Annotated in this window: 19 protein-coding genes and 1 pseudogene; 16 read left to right on the forward strand and 4 right to left on the reverse strand. The window is 58.6% G+C overall.

Translation table 11 applies throughout. The features are described from left to right. Window positions 1–82: 82 nt before the first annotated feature. The 16 genes and pseudogenes from BDE40_RS00295 to creD all read left to right on the forward strand — a co-directional run bounded on the left by BDE40_RS00295 (window position 83) and on the right by creD (window position 10,505). A complete protein-coding gene (locus tag BDE40_RS00295; RefSeq protein ID WP_211342387.1) occupies window positions 83–934 on the forward strand; it encodes an HpcH/HpaI aldolase/citrate lyase family protein in 852 nt (283 codons plus the stop codon). After that, the gene (locus BDE40_RS00300; protein WP_134011754.1) at window positions 931–1,503 is read left to right on the forward strand and encodes an NnrU family protein; all 573 of its coding nucleotides are present in this window, start codon (window positions 931–933) and stop codon (window positions 1,501–1,503) included. Before BDE40_RS00295 ends, BDE40_RS00300 begins: the two co-directional genes overlap by 4 nt. Then, complete coding sequence (locus tag BDE40_RS00305; RefSeq protein WP_134011756.1) at window positions 1,503–1,706, forward strand: DUF1737 domain-containing protein; 204 nt, start codon at window positions 1,503–1,505, stop codon at window positions 1,704–1,706. The genes BDE40_RS00300 and BDE40_RS00305 overlap by 1 nt, the downstream gene beginning before the upstream one ends. Then, the gene (locus tag BDE40_RS00310) at window positions 1,706–2,737 is read left to right on the forward strand and encodes a MaoC family dehydratase (RefSeq protein ID WP_134011758.1); all 1,032 of its coding nucleotides are present in this window, start codon (window positions 1,706–1,708) and stop codon (window positions 2,735–2,737) included. Before BDE40_RS00305 ends, BDE40_RS00310 begins: the two co-directional genes overlap by 1 nt. Window positions 2,738–2,819: 82 nt before the next feature. Further along, a complete protein-coding gene (locus BDE40_RS18515) occupies window positions 2,820–3,053 on the forward strand; it encodes a DUF1194 domain-containing protein (RefSeq protein ID WP_342774985.1) in 234 nt (77 codons plus the stop codon). Next, window positions 2,953–3,452, forward strand: a pseudogene (locus BDE40_RS00315) (DUF1194 domain-containing protein). Before BDE40_RS18515 ends, BDE40_RS00315 begins: the two are co-directional and overlap by 101 nt. Before the next feature lie 171 nt (window positions 3,453–3,623). After that, a complete protein-coding gene (gene sdhC / locus BDE40_RS00320; RefSeq protein ID WP_134011760.1) occupies window positions 3,624–4,007 on the forward strand; it encodes a succinate dehydrogenase, cytochrome b556 subunit in 384 nt (127 codons plus the stop codon). Window positions 4,008–4,017: 10 nt separating this feature from the next. Next, the gene (gene sdhD / locus BDE40_RS00325; protein ID WP_134011762.1) at window positions 4,018–4,389 is read left to right on the forward strand and encodes a succinate dehydrogenase, hydrophobic membrane anchor protein; all 372 of its coding nucleotides are present in this window, start codon (window positions 4,018–4,020) and stop codon (window positions 4,387–4,389) included. An 18-nt stretch (window positions 4,390–4,407) separates the two neighbouring features. After that, window positions 4,408–6,213 (forward strand): succinate dehydrogenase flavoprotein subunit, encoded by a 1,806-nt coding sequence (sdhA, locus tag BDE40_RS00330; RefSeq protein ID WP_134011764.1) that lies wholly within the window; start codon window positions 4,408–4,410, stop codon window positions 6,211–6,213. Continuing rightward, the gene (locus tag BDE40_RS00335) at window positions 6,213–6,506 is read left to right on the forward strand and encodes a hypothetical protein (RefSeq protein WP_134011766.1); all 294 of its coding nucleotides are present in this window, start codon (window positions 6,213–6,215) and stop codon (window positions 6,504–6,506) included. The genes sdhA and BDE40_RS00335 overlap by 1 nt, the downstream gene beginning before the upstream one ends. Further along, window positions 6,503–6,799: a hypothetical protein gene (locus tag BDE40_RS18130; RefSeq protein ID WP_162848000.1), complete on the forward strand. Its 297-nt coding sequence runs from the start codon at window positions 6,503–6,505 to the stop codon at window positions 6,797–6,799. The genes BDE40_RS00335 and BDE40_RS18130 overlap by 4 nt, the downstream gene beginning before the upstream one ends. Continuing rightward, a complete protein-coding gene (locus BDE40_RS00340) occupies window positions 6,769–7,497 on the forward strand; it encodes an FkbM family methyltransferase (RefSeq protein WP_162848001.1) in 729 nt (242 codons plus the stop codon). The genes BDE40_RS18130 and BDE40_RS00340 overlap by 31 nt, the downstream gene beginning before the upstream one ends. Next, window positions 7,494–7,826 (forward strand): succinate dehydrogenase, encoded by a 333-nt coding sequence (locus BDE40_RS00345; protein WP_134011770.1) that lies wholly within the window; start codon window positions 7,494–7,496, stop codon window positions 7,824–7,826. The genes BDE40_RS00340 and BDE40_RS00345 overlap by 4 nt, the downstream gene beginning before the upstream one ends. A gap of 84 nt (window positions 7,827–7,910) precedes the next feature. Continuing rightward, the gene (locus BDE40_RS00350; protein ID WP_134011772.1) at window positions 7,911–8,252 is read left to right on the forward strand and encodes a hypothetical protein; all 342 of its coding nucleotides are present in this window, start codon (window positions 7,911–7,913) and stop codon (window positions 8,250–8,252) included. 1 nt (window position 8,253) lies between these two features. Then, window positions 8,254–9,033 carry a succinate dehydrogenase iron-sulfur subunit gene (locus tag BDE40_RS00355; RefSeq protein WP_073143142.1) on the forward strand — a complete coding sequence of 260 codons (780 nt, stop codon included), beginning with the start codon at window positions 8,254–8,256 and terminating at the stop codon, window positions 9,031–9,033. A gap of 35 nt (window positions 9,034–9,068) precedes the next feature. Next, complete coding sequence (creD, locus tag BDE40_RS00360) at window positions 9,069–10,505, forward strand: cell envelope integrity protein CreD (protein WP_134011774.1); 1,437 nt, start codon at window positions 9,069–9,071, stop codon at window positions 10,503–10,505. Here the strand turns inward: creD and BDE40_RS00365 are convergent. The 4 genes from BDE40_RS00365 to deoD are packed head-to-tail and all read right to left on the reverse strand — an operon-like array spanning window position 10,502 to window position 13,999. Next, complete coding sequence (locus tag BDE40_RS00365; RefSeq protein WP_162848002.1) at window positions 10,502–11,581, reverse strand: acyltransferase family protein; 1,080 nt, start codon at window positions 11,579–11,581, stop codon at window positions 10,502–10,504. The two genes, creD and BDE40_RS00365, sit on opposite strands and share 4 nt — an antisense overlap. A 58-nt stretch (window positions 11,582–11,639) precedes the next feature. Then, on the reverse strand, window positions 11,640–12,254 hold the full coding sequence (locus tag BDE40_RS00370) for a hypothetical protein (protein ID WP_134011778.1): 615 nt from the start codon (window positions 12,252–12,254) through the stop codon (window positions 11,640–11,642). Window positions 12,255–12,311: 57 nt separating this feature from the next. Then, on the reverse strand, window positions 12,312–13,298 hold the full coding sequence (locus BDE40_RS00375) for an aldo/keto reductase (RefSeq protein ID WP_134011780.1): 987 nt from the start codon (window positions 13,296–13,298) through the stop codon (window positions 12,312–12,314). Next, on the reverse strand, window positions 13,295–13,999 hold the full coding sequence (gene deoD, locus BDE40_RS00380) for a purine-nucleoside phosphorylase (RefSeq protein WP_134011782.1): 705 nt from the start codon (window positions 13,997–13,999) through the stop codon (window positions 13,295–13,297). Before deoD ends, BDE40_RS00375 begins: the two co-directional genes overlap by 4 nt. Between the last annotated feature and the right edge of the window lie 39 nt (window positions 14,000–14,038).

Genomic DNA, 14,038 nt, shown 5'->3' on the forward strand with positions numbered 1-14,038 from the left:
TGCCGCACTGCGGCAAATCAGGTGTTGCAGCCTGTCCGGCTGTATGGTGAGTAATAAAATAACAAAACAGGAGATGGATTCGATGCAAAACGTCGCGCAGCCCTACCGTTCGGTGCTCTATATCCCCGGGTCCAAGACCCGCGCGCTGGAGAAGGCGCAAAGTCTTCCTGTGGATGCAATCATCTTCGACCTCGAAGATGCGGTGTCTCCGGATGAGAAGGTCGCCGCGCGCGATTTGCTGGCCGAGACCTTGCGGACAACGGATTACGGCCCGCGAAAACGCATTGTGCGGGTGAATGGCGTCGACACTGAGTGGGGGGCGGACGATCTGGCGACCTTCATTGACGTGGCCCCTGATGCGATTTTGCTGCCGAAGGTGGAAGACCCGGCGACGATCGCCGCCTTGTCGGGGTTGCTGAAAGGCGACACGACGATCTGGGCGATGATGGAAACGCCGCGGGGCATTCTGAATGCTGCGGCAATCGCCGCTGCGCCCAAGATGGAAGGTTTCGTGATGGGGACCAACGACCTTGCCAAGGATCTTGGCTCTCGCGGTCGCGGGGCGATGCTGACCAGCTTGCAGATGTGCCTGCTGGCCGCACGCGCGGAAGGGTTGGTTTGCGTGGACGGGGTCTACAATGCGTTCAAGGATGAAGACGGGCTACGTGACGAATGCGTCGAGGGGCGCGACATGGGCTTTGACGGCAAAACCCTGATCCATCCGGCACAGGTGGCCGTGGCAAACGAGGTATACGGGCCGTCAGAGGAAGAACTTGACCTAGCGCGCCGCCAGATCGCCGCGTTCGAGCAGGCGATGGCCGACGGTCAGGGCGTTGCGGTTGTTGATGGTAAAATCGTGGAAAACCTGCATGTTGAGACAGCGACGCGGCTTTTGGCCAAGGCGGACGCAATCAACTTGCTGGAGGGCGCATGACGTTACTTATAATCGGGGTTCTGCTTTGGAGCTTTGCACATTGGATCAAACGGCTCGCTCCTGATCTGCGGCAGGCTATGACGGGCAAGATGGGTGAGGCGTCGAAAGGTGTGATCGCCGTAGCTTTGGTTCTGTCGATTGTGCTGATGGTGGTGGGATACGGGCGTGCGGAGTTCATCGCCGTTTGGTATCCGCCAAGCTTCTTTGGTCATCTCAATAACCTTCTGATGCTGTTGGCGTTTTACGTCTTTGGTGCCTCTGCCGCGAAACCTGCCAAAGTTTGGCTGGGAACGAAAATCCGCCACCCGCAACTTGCGGCTGTGAAGATTTGGGCGTTCGGGCATTTGTTGGCAAATGGCGACCTGGCGTCGATCATTCTGTTTGGTGGATTGCTGGCTTGGGCTGTCATCTCGATGATTATGATCAACCGTGCCGAAGGGCCGTGGACGCCACCTGCGCAAGCACCTGTTAAGAAAGAGATCGTGCTGGTTGTGATCACTCTGGTGCTGTTCAGCGTCGTATCTGGCATCCATATCTGGCTAGGCGTGAACCCGTTCGGAGGCGTGTGATGAAAATTTATCGTTTGCTGACCGAGGATGACACCTCGGCGTTTTGCCACAAAGTATCCGAAGCCCTGTCTAAGGGTTGGGAATTGTATGGCGACCCGACCTACGCGTTTGATGCCTCCAACGGGGTTATGCGCTGCGGACAGGCCGTGACCAAAGAGATTAAGGGCAGCTACAGCCCCGACATGAAGCTGGGGGCGCAATAATGAGCAAGACCAACGCGGGACGGTTTTTCGAGGATTATACCGTTGGCGAAGTGATTGAACACGCGGTCCCACGCACGCTGTCGGGCGGGGAGCGGGCGATGTATCACGCGCTCTATCCGGCGCGGCATGCGTTTTATTCGTCGGACGAGTTTGCCCGCGATTGCGGACTGCACGAAGCGCCTTTGGACGACCTGATCGCGTTTCATACGGTCTTCGGCAAAACGGTGCCGGATATCTCGCTGAACGCAGTGGCCAATCTGGGCTATGCGGAGGGGCGGTTCCTGAAGCCTGTGCATATGGGCGACACGATCAGCTCGCGCTCCGAAGTGATCGGGGTGAAGCAGAATTCCAACGGTAAAACCGGCGTCGTTTGGGTGCGGACCACGGGCAGCAACCACTTGGGCGAGGATGTCCTGAGCTATGTACGCTGGGTTATGGTACGCAAGGGCAATGTCGATGCGCCTGCGCCTGAGACAGTGGTGCCGGATTTGGCGGGCTCCGTCGCGGCGAGCGATTTGGTGGTGCCGGAAGGGCTGAACTTTGAGGGCTACAACTTCGCGCAAGCGGGCGAGCCGCATCGCCTGAGTGACTACAAAGTGGGCGAGAAGATCGACCATGTGGACGGCGTCACGATCGAGGAAGCCGAGCATATGCTGGCCACGCGTATGTGGCAGAACACCGCCAAGGTGCATTTCGATGCGACGGCGCGGGATGGCGGGCGGCTGATCTATGGCGGGCATGTGATCTCGCTGGCGCGGGCGTTGTCGTTCAACGGGCTGGCCAACGCGCAGATCATCGTCGGGCTGAATTCCGGCGCGCATGCAAACCCTTGCGGGGCTGGGGATACGATAAAGGCGTGGTCCGAGGTGCTGGACGTGGCTGAGACCGACGCGCCGGGTATCGGTGCGATCCGGTTGCGGCTGGTGGCGCAGAAGGCGGAGGCCGAGCCGTTTTCGCTGAAAGGTGACGATGGGAAATATCTGCCGGGCGTGCTGCTTGATCTGGACTACTGGGCATTGATGCCGGTCTAGAATGGCGCCGATGAACGCGAAAACGTGATGTGACGCGGGCCTGATATGGGGCATCGTGTGCGTCATGCGAATATGCCCCCTCATGGCGGCAACATGGATCGGCTGCGCCTCGGCGCAGGCCTGTGAGTTGGCCTTGGTGCTGGCGGTGGATGTGTCGGGATCGGTCGATCCCGGTGAGTACCGCTTGCAGATGGAAGGCCTAGGTGCGGCGTTGGGTGACGGAGGCCTTGGTCGTTGCGCAGGCCAAGGTTTTGTTGCTGCAATGGACCGGCGTCACCCGCCAGAAAGTATCCGTTCCTTGGACCCACGTAACTGATTTTAACGCAGCAGACGCACTGGCCGACACGATCCGTGATGTGCCCCGTGAGTGGAGAAGTTTCTCGACCGCAATCGGTGAGGCGGTAGGGACCGCGTTGATCCAGTTTGACGCCGTGCCGGAGTGTAAGCGGCGGGTGATCGACGTCTCGGGGGACGGGGTTCCAACGAGGGCACCCCGCCCGAAGAGATGAAGGCCGCTGCCCTGCATCGCGGAGTTACAATCAATGGCCTGGCCATCGCCGCGTCGGAGGACGGCTTGCTGGACTACTACCGCGCCAACCTGATCGTGGGGCCGGGGAGCTTCGCCATGGAGGCATCAAGTTTCGAGGAGTACCCGCGACGCATTCGACAGAAGCTCTTGCGTGAGATCACAAAACAGGTGGCCTCTGCGGAGTAGTCGTCAAGAGTGATTATTTGTGATCACACGCATTATTTGCGTGATCACAAACCGGAATATTCTACAAAATTGCTACAAATCACCGCGCATTTCCGCACGTATGGGGCGTGACTCAGTCAACGAATAGTCTAATGATACCACGCAAACATCGTAGCAAACGAAGGACGCGCCATGGCTGACGTCAATCGGGGAAACCGACCACTTTCCCCTCACATCTCAATCTACCGCCCGCAATGGACGTCTGTGACGTCAATTTTGACACGGATCACCGGCAACGCGCTGATGCTCGCGTCGGTTCTGATCGTCTGGTGGTTCCTCGCCGCCAGTTACGGTGAAGATTACTTCAACACCGCGAACGGCTTTGTGACGAGCTGGTTTGGTGACTTGATCATGTTCGGCTCTCTCTGGGCGGTTTGGTATCACTTCCTTGCCGGCTTGCGTCATCTGTACTGGGACAGCGGGCGCGGCTTTGAATTGGATGTGGCCAAGAAACTGGCCTACGGCGTTGTGATTGGCAGCTTCGTGCTGACGATCATCACCGCCGTTATCTTGTGAGGGATTTGATATGCCTATTTTGACAGACCGCAAGCGCGCCACTGGTTTGGGATCGGCCAAGTCCGGCACCATGCATCACTGGGGTATGATCGTTAGCTCTGCGATGCTCGCAAGCCTTGTGCCGTTGTTCATTTTCACGTTCGGGCGCATCCTTGGTGCGCCATACGAAGAAGTCGTGGCCTATTACAGTCGCCCGTTCCCTGCGATCGTGGCTGCGCTGACCATTCTGGTATCCATGATTCACTTCAAAAATGGTGTGCAAGCGCTGATCGAGGATTACATCCATGGGACAGCACGCAAGGTCGCGATCATCCTGTCGATTTGCCTTTGCTACACTGTCGCCGGGGTTGGCCTGTTCGCCATCGCCCGCATCGCTCTTTAATCGGAAGGCCCGTCTGACATGGCTGCTTACGAATACGAAACTCACGAATATGACGTTGTTGTGGTTGGTGCCGGTGGCGCTGGTCTGCGCGCGACTTTGGGCATGGCCGAGCAAGGCTTGCGCACTGCTTGTGTGACCAAGGTTTTCCCGACCCGCTCCCACACGGTTGCGGCGCAGGGCGGCATTGCCGCGTCGCTGTCGAACATGGGGCCGGACAACTGGCAGTGGCATATGTATGACACGGTCAAGGGTTCTGACTGGTTGGGCGACACGGACGCGATGGAATATCTGGCGCGGGAAGCCCCCAAGGCGGTCTACGAGCTGGAGCATTACGGCGTTCCTTTCTCGCGCACTGAAGAGGGCAAGATTTACCAACGCCCGTTCGGTGGTCACACGACCGAGTTTGGCGAAGGTCCGCCTGTGCAGCGCACATGTGCAGCGGCTGACCGGACCGGCCACGCGATTTTGCACACGCTTTATGGCCAGTCGTTGAAGAACAACGCGGAATTCTACATTGAATACTTCGCCACCGACCTGATCATGAACGACGAAGGTGTCTGCACCGGCGTTATGTGCTGGAAGCTGGACGATGGCACATTGCACTTGTTCAGCGCCAAGATGGTGGTGCTGGCAACGGGCGGCTATGGCCGTGCGTATTTCTCGGCCACCTCGGCGCATACTTGCACCGGCGACGGCGGCGGTATGGTGGCGCGGGCTGGCCTGCCATTGCAGGACATGGAGTTCGTGCAGTTCCACCCGACCGGCATCTACGGCGCGGGCTGCCTGATCACCGAGGGCGCACGCGGGGAGGGGGGCTATTTGACCAACTCCGAAGGCGAGCGCTTTATGGAACGCTACGCGCCCACCTATAAGGATTTGGCGTCACGCGACGTGGTATCGCGTTGTATGACCATGGAAATCCGCGAAGGCCGTGGCGTGGGCGAACAGGGGGATCACATCCACCTGCATCTCAACCACCTGCCGCCAGAGACTTTGGCGCTGCGGTTGCCGGGTATCTCGGAATCCGCGCGAGTCTTTGCGGGCGTGGATTTGCACAAAGAGCCGATCCCGGTGTTGCCAACCGTGCACTACAACATGGGTGGCATCCCGACGAACTATTGGGGTGAGGTGCTGAACCCGACAAAGGGCGACTCCGAAGCTATTGCACCGGGCCTGATGGCTGTAGGTGAAGCGGGCTGTGCGTCGGTTCACGGGGCGAACCGCCTTGGATCCAACTCGCTGATCGATCTCGTAGTGTTTGGCCGTGCAGCCGCGATCCGCGCCGCAGAGATCGTCAAGCCGGGCGCTCCGAACCCCGAGATGCCGCAAAAAGCCATCGACGCGGCAATCGACCGGTTCGACAGCTTCCGCAATGCCAAAGGCAGCGTGTCGACCGCCGAATTGCGCCTAGAGATGCAAAAAACGATGCAAGAAGATGCAGCGGTGTTCCGCACGGACAAAACGCTGGCAGAAGGCGTTAAGAAGATGACGGCCGTTGCAGCCAAGATGGGTGATCTGAACGTCACCGACCGCTCCTTGGTTTGGAACTCCGATCTGATGGAAACGCTGGAACTGGCAAACCTGATGCCAAACGCTTTGGCCACCATCGTGGGAGCAGAAGCGCGCAAAGAAAGCCGCGGGGCGCATGCCCACGAGGACTATCCGGACCGTGACGACAAGAAATGGCGCAAGCACTCGCTGGCCCATGTCGACGGCAACAAGGTGAAGTTGAGCTATCGTGGGGTGCATCTGGACCCGCTGACCACCAAAGAAGAGGGTGGCATCGACCTGAAGAAAATCGCTCCGAAAGCGCGCGTTTACTAATGCGTTGGCTGGCTCTTCCACTTCTGATTGCGGCATGTGCTCCTGTTCCGGTTTCGCCGGAACGGGCGGCGCGGGAGTGTCGCCAAGAGGTGGGGCTGGCCGATGGCGTGCAGGGAAATATCGGCGTCGGAATCGGCACCGGTGGTGGAAAGGCCCGAGGCTCGATCACTGTGACCGACAAGGTGTTTCGCCCTCAGTCGGCGGATGATGCGTTTGCCGCATGTGTTGACCGCAAGGTGAATGGCAAACCACAACCGACCACTTACGGCATCACGATCGGGGCGTCGTCATGAAGAAACTTGTTTTGGTCATGGTTGTGGCCGCATGTGGTGCCCCTGTTTTGGATGAACCCACCCAAGCGCAAGAGCAGAGCATCGCACGGTTTGTGGCAGATGTTTCGCCGGAACTGTCACTGCAAGCTCAAGCGGCGGCTGCGAATTGCGGCGCACAAAACACCACCACCGAAGATCTGCGATTGTTGTCCGAACTGGATGCTTTGGATGCCGCAAGCACGGGCCTGATTTCCGAGATTATGACACGGGATGGCACGTTGGCGTGCATGATGGCAAACGGGGTGTCGCTCTGAGCAATTTCGCCGACATACGCCGCGCGGCAAGGGAAGAGGGATTCGCCCTTCACCCGATCAAGACGCGCCCGCCTTATCTGAAGGCATATGAGTTCACGCCGGACTTTGTGATTGATGTGGGCGTGCATGACGGCACGCCGTGGCTTTACCGCAGCTTCCCCGATGCGCATTTCGTGCTGGTGGACCCGCAAGCGGAATGCGAGGCGGCAGTTAAGGCTGGCGTGTCGCCCAAGAGTTTCGATTTTCGCGCGGTCGCATTGGGGGCCGAGCAAGGCAAGGCCCTGCTATCGGTGCCAGAGACCGAGCCGGGTAAAGGCGGCGCTATGGCGAGCTTGAAAGAACGCACAGATAAACTCGCGCGTAGCTTTTCAGATGTGGCCAAGCGCGAAGTGCCGGTGATCACGCTCGACATGCTTGCCGCAGATTTGCCGGGGCGTTTGGGAGTGAAGGTCGACACTGAAGGGTTCGAATTCGAGGTTATTAAAGGCGGTGCAGAGACATTGAAGCGCTGCGACTTCGTTATTCTGGAGATGTCGGTGACGCACCGCTTCAAAGGCGTGGCCCCACCATCTGCGGTGATCGCAGAACTGGCCAAAGCGGGTCTTGAATTCCGCGACGTTCTGGCCACGGCGGCACATGCGGGAAAGAAGGCGCAACCGCGCCATATGGATGTATTGTTCACAAGGTGGTACGCATGAAGCTAGTTCTTATACCAGCGCTGACCGCGCTTTTTACCCTTAGCGCCTGTGGCGACGATGGCATGGCCGATCAGTTGGCCCGCAAGGAAGCCAAGGATACCGTGCGCCCTGTTTTGGCAAAGCGTTTCCCCGGCGTTCCGTTGGAGCCCGCCACGGATTGCGTGATCGACAACGCCTCGGCGGGTGAGATCCTGAAACTGGCGCGCGCCGGCGTTACAGGGCTTGGCCCCGAAGAAACACAGTTGGTAATCGAAATCGCCACCCGACCGGATACAATCGAGTGTTTGCTCAAGGACGGGCTGTCACCCTTCCTGCTGAAGAAGGCCTAAGACCATATGAAGAAGTTTCTGCTCCCTTTTTTGCTTTTGAGCGCATGTGCTGACATTGGACCCGCAGTGCCATCGCAAGCTGGCATGAACCTTGTCGACGCGCGGCAGGCCTTCCACTCCTGCCTGCCAAATGCCCCACGCGCCGGACAAAACGCCGTTGTGGGCAGCTATGTCTCAAGTGTGGTTTTTGGTGGTATTTTGTTGGGGCCCATCGGGGTCGCAATTAACGAAGACCAAATAAGATATCATGGCGAAGCGAGCGGCGTGGACCGCTGCCTGCGCAAGCGCGGCTTCAAACGACGCGTCCTGACCAAACAAGAGGTGGCTACGATCAATTCCAGCCCACCAGCAACCCGTGCCCAACTGCTCAACCACTTTGTCGCGGGTGGCACGCTTGAAAACTTTTCTGCGCCGAAGGAGGCATGACATGGTTCAACTGACCCTTCCCAAGAATTCGAAAATCATGGGCGGCAAAACTTGGCCGAAACCCGAGGGCGCGAACAACGTGCGCAAGTTCCAGATTTACCGCTGGAATCCTGATGACGGGAAGAACCCGTCGGTCGACACCTATTTTGTCGACATGGATAAATGCGGGCCGATGGTTCTGGACGCGCTGATCAAGATCAAGAACGAGATTGATCCGACGCTGACCTTCCGCCGCTCCTGCCGCGAAGGAATTTGCGGGTCCTGCGCGATGAACATTGATGGCATCAACACTCTGGCCTGCATCTACGGCATGGACGAGATCACGGGCGACGTCAAAATCTACCCGCTGCCGCACCTGCCGGTTGTGAAGGATTTGATCCCCGACCTGACGCATTTCTACGCGCAGCACGCGTCGATTATGCCGTGGTTGGAAACCAAGACCAATCGCCCGAAGAAGGAATGGCGCCAGTCGGTTAATGATCGTGCGAAGCTGGATGGCTTGTATGAATGCGTCATGTGCGCGTGCTGCTCGACGTCGTGCCCGTCTTACTGGTGGAACGGTGATCGCTACCTTGGGCCAGCAGCGTTGCTGCACGCGTACCGCTGGATCATCGACAGCCGCGACGAAGCCACGGGCGAGCGTTTGGACGAGCTCGAAGATCCGTTCAAGCTGTATCGCTGCCACACCATCATGAACTGCGCAAAGACGTGCCCGAAGGGGTTGAACCCTGCCAAGGCAATCGCAGAGATCAAAAAGATGATGGTCGAGCGTCAGGTGTAATGTAATACTCCGGGGCATTGCTTCGGAGTGTTTTCATGAAATCTATTGGCTTTCGTTTTCTAATTGTCGGGCTTCTGACCGTGTTGATGTTCGTCCCGCTTTTTCTTGCGGGCGAAGTGATTGATGCGCGCGCAAATCACAGTCGCAACACTGTGTCTTCGGTCGGTGACGAGTGGGGTGGCCCGCAACTGTTATCCGGCCCGCAGATTATTATCCCTGTCACAGGTCCAGTGACCCGCAAAGAGCAGCGTGCCGCCACCAAGATCGTGAATGGCAAGGAGATCGCGACGACAGAGGAAGTCGAGATTACCGAGATCAAGTATAAGCGCTCGATTTATCTTTATCCTGACGATTACAATTTCAGCATCGCCTCGCAAACGCAGACCCGCGCACGGGGTGTGTTCCGCGTTCCGGTCTATGTCGCCACCGCTGACATCAAATCCCGCTTTGATTTCAGCGCGGTGGATGCTGCGGTGAATAGCGACGAGACGTTGCTGTGGAATGATGCTCAACTGCGTGTTTCGCTCTTGTCGAACAAAGCGCTACGTGGTGCCGCAAAGCTGACCGTTGGGGGGAAGAATGTGCAGCTTGAGCCGATAACCGGCTCCAGTCGCGATACCACCCCGGGTATCATGGCGGAAATCGGTGACCCCCGAAAGGCCACGCAATACGACATGGAGCTTGGGTTCAACGGTGCCGGTAGCTTCATGGTGACGCCTGTGGGCCGGACCTCGCAAGTGACGTTCGACAGTGACTGGCCGCATCCGAGCTTCTCCGGGGCCTTTCTGCCGAACACCCGCACCGTGAGCGAGAGCGGTTTTGAGGCGAAATGGCTGATCCCGCATCTGGCCCGCAACCTGCCACAAATTTCGCGTGAAAATTCGGACCAGACCGCTCGCGCCCAGACCGCCTTCGGCGTCGAGTATTTCCAGCCCAACGACTTCTACCAGAAAGCGTATCGCGCCGCACGGTATGGCATCCTGTTTATCGCGCTGACCTTCCTGACGGTACTTTTGATCGAGGACCGAAACGGCCGCCCGACCCATCCGGTGCAATATGTCTTCATTGGATTGGCGCAGTCATTGTTCGTGCTGTTGATGGTCGCCTATTCCGAGCAAATCGGCTTCGCGGCAGCTTACGGGGTTTCGGCAGGGGCTACGATCATTTTGCTGACGCTGTTCGGCTATATCGGGATGAAGCTTGGGGTGCGGTCGGCGGTGCTAGGCGTGATGCTCGTGCTGCTGTACGGGGTCCTTTACCTGATTTTGCGCAGTGCGGATTATGCGCTTCTTGCTGGCTCTACCTTGGCGTTTCTGGCGCTGGCAGGCACGATGTACCTGACCCGCAACGAAGACTGGTATGGTGAGCCGGGCCACGGCGTGATCGACTGGCTGAATGGCAAAACGCCACCACCAAAGCCGTCTGCGGCAGACGTCGCGACCGACGCAGCCAAGGACAAGCCCCAGGCTTAGGCCTGTGCAGGTTTCGAAGTCGGAGATGTCTCGACAGCGCGTGGTGACAGCGGCGTTCCGTTGAGAAGCAGTGCCAGTACCGGCACTCGTTTCACGATCAGGTGGTGGGTCGGAAGTTTGATGGCCAGCGTGCATATTATGAGTGCACTGAACAGAAGCCCGCCCTCCAGCCCGATCGCGGTGAGCGGTGTGAGAAGCGCATGCAGCACCAGCCATTGAAGGATGTATGTCGTCAACGCTCCGGCAGAGATGAACGACCAGATCGCGTTGGTGGTGTTGAAAAAGCGGCGGAAGACCCAGAGCAGTCCAAAGCTAATTGCGGCGGTGCTGGAAGCGATGCGGGCGGCGTGAAGCATGTGGTGCAGCGTTGTCCCTTGCTCGGCCCAGCCGTCGATCATGGCCAGCCAGAACAGTCCTGCGATGGCGAAGGGCAGCGGGCCGGGCGCGTGAATGGCCTCCCAAGCCTTTGGGTGCTGATAAAGTGCCAGACCTGCAACATAGGCCCATGCATATTTGGCAAAACCGTCGAATGGGACCGGCAAGTCCAGCCCGATAGTGGCAGCAATCAACATCTGTATGACAACTGCCACCAACGTGATAACGGTAGCGATATACGGAATTGGAACATTGACGCCGGTTATCTGCCCCCATGCGGTGGAGCGTAATGCCCGCAATATCAGCGGAACCGCCGTGATGAAGCCCATTAGACTGAACAGAAACCAAAGATGAACGAAAAGCCGCCCTGTGACGGCGCGGGTCAGGACGTCCTGCGCCCAAGCGGTGGTGAAACCTTCATGGATCAGCGCCAGTGTCAGCGGGTTAACCAGTAAGAGGCCCGTCGCCAAGGGCCACGCGAGACGGCGCAAACGGTCGCGCAGATGGGGCCAGATGGGGCCATCGGGCAAGGTTGCTGCCATCACGTAACCGGAAATGATGAAGAACGTGCCCATGCAGAAATTATAGATAAACACCGCGAAGGTCGCGGCGGGGGCATAGTCGATTAGATAATACGCGTGCAGAACCACGACGAACACCATGCAAATGGCGCGCAAATGATCAAGATATGTGATCCGCATAGTCGTTTTGCCCCTTTCGGGGGCGTTAAAACATGCAAATTCGCCGAAATTTGGGCGGTTATGCGTCGTCTTCGTAGGGGTGCGTTGCGATGATGGTCCAGTAAAACAGCGCGTAGAAAGCGATGGGCAAGGCGGCATGAGCCACTATCCATTCGGGTCGCGTCCCGTAGGCCGCGGCGTATGCCGTGGCTGCGGCAAGCCCGAAGCAGCGCAGGATCATCCAGCGGACGTAATTGGCTTGCCCCTCAACGCCCCAGTGTTCAACCGTCCAGCCCATGCGGTCGAGAAGCGGACGGTCCCAAAGCAGAACCGCGCTGTAGATTGCGCCCATTGTCGCAACGCCAGCGCTCATCACGTAAGGCAGCAAGGCAGCGGGCACATAGAGAAGCACAGCGCTGGCCCCTATGGTGATTGCAACGAATGAGCCGACGAACATGGCATCTACCGACGGATCGATCTCTTGTTTCATCAACGTGGATTCCAGATTGCGGAACACGGTTGTGATCAGCCCTGCCAGGGCCGCAAAGTTAACCGCGTCGATGCCGATGAGAGGCGCGATTGGGCGAGCCAGGGTGTAGGCCAGAACAATCACAGCGCCCCTAATCAACAGGCTCCACGGCACGGGAATTGGCGTTGTCAGGAGCACATGGAGCGAAATCAAAACACGGTTCATAGGTCATATGTGGTGACCCATTGCCGCAAATCGAAGGAAACTATTTGTTTCCCGCGCTTAACAATACCGCTCCACGCCCACCATCTGGGCATCGGAATAGCGGTCACCATGCGCCCAGCCTATGGGCAGGATGCGGTCGATCTCGGCGCGATCTTCGTTGGTGAACTCAATCGCGGCACCATCCACAAGCTGCTCCAGATGCCCGCGGCTGCGGGTGCCGGGGATCGGGATGATGTGGTCGCCTTGGTCCAAGGTCCATGCGATTGCGGTGCCAGCGGGGCTCCACCCGCGGGACATACAAAAGTCACGGAAACGGTCGAGTTTGGCGCAGTTTGCGGTGAAGTTTTCGCCCATGAAGCGGGGCTGGGCCTTGCGGAAATCGGTGTGGGCAAATGTGGCTGGGTCCGGCAGCGTGTCGGCGAACATGCCACGTGCGACGGGGGAGAAGGGGACGAAGGCCACCCCAAGTTCGGCGCAGGTCTGGATCATGCCCATTTCGGGCTGACGTGTCCAAAGCGAGTATTCGCTTTGCACGGCCATGACGGGATGGACCGCATGGGCGCGGCGCAGGGAGGAGGGAGCAATTTCGGAATAGCCGATGCCGCCGATTTTGCCTTCCTTGATGAACTTGGCCAGCGTCTCTGTTACGTCTTCGATCGGGCGCTCCGCCTCGCGGCGGTGGATGTAATAGAGGTCGACATAGTCTACACCCAGTCGCGTGAGGGAGCTTTCCAACGCGCGGCGCAAGCTGGCTTCGGAGTTGTTGAAATGGCGCGTCGGCTGCGTCTCGATCCCGCCTTTGGTGGCAATCTTGAAGCCGTGGTTGGGGTTGGCTTTGAGGTAGCTGCCTATGACCTCTTCGGACTTGCCCATGCCGTAGACCAGCGCGGTGTCGAGGAAGTCGACGCCATATTCGCGGGCGGCATCCAAGGTGTCGTGCGATGTGGCAATGTCGGTTTCGCCGTAGAAACCTGCGAAACTCATGCAACCTAGACCGACTGCGCCGACCTGAGGACCGCCTTTTCCAAGCTGGCGCGTCCTCATGCGAAGGCCGCCTCGAGTGCGATTTCTACCATATCGCCAAAGCTGCGTTCCCGGTCTTCGGAGGGAAGTGCCTCGCCGGTTAGCAGGTGGTCAGACACTGTCAGCACCGCCAATGCGCGGCGGTTATAGCGAGCCGCGAGGGTATAGAGCTCGGCCGCTTCCATCTCTACACCGAGGATGCCGTGGCGGGTCATCTGTTCGTTCAGGTCGGGGCGCTCGTCGTAGAATACGTCTGCCGAATAGATCCCGCCCACATGGGTCGGCACGCCTTTGGCTTCGGCGGCGTGGAAAGCGTTGTGCAGCAGGGTCCAGTCGCAGGTTGGTGCGAATTGTAGTTCCTTGAAGATGCCACGCGACGGGGTGGTTAGCGTGGTTGTGGCGGTGGCAAGGATTACGTCGCGCACGGCGACCTTGTCCTGCATGCCGCCGCAGGAGCCGATGCGGATCAGCGTTTTCGCGTCATAGTCCTTAATCAGCTCGTTGACGTAGATCGACAGCGACGGCATCCCCATGCCGGAGCCGTGAATGGTGACGCGGTTGCCTTTCCACATGCCTGTGAAGCCCAGCATGCCGCGCACCTCGTTGACAAGTTTGACGTCCTCTAGGAACGTCTCTGCCGCCCATTTGGCGCGGTAGGGATCGCCGGGAAGCAGGACGGTTTCAGCGATATCGCCGGGTTTGGCACCGATATGGACGGTCATGGGCGGGCTCCTTTGAGGCTGGTTTCCGACCCGTATATC

It is taken from the genome of Litoreibacter halocynthiae (assembly GCF_004365635.1).
Taxonomy (GTDB): Bacteria; Pseudomonadota; Alphaproteobacteria; order Rhodobacterales; family Rhodobacteraceae; genus Litoreibacter; species Litoreibacter halocynthiae.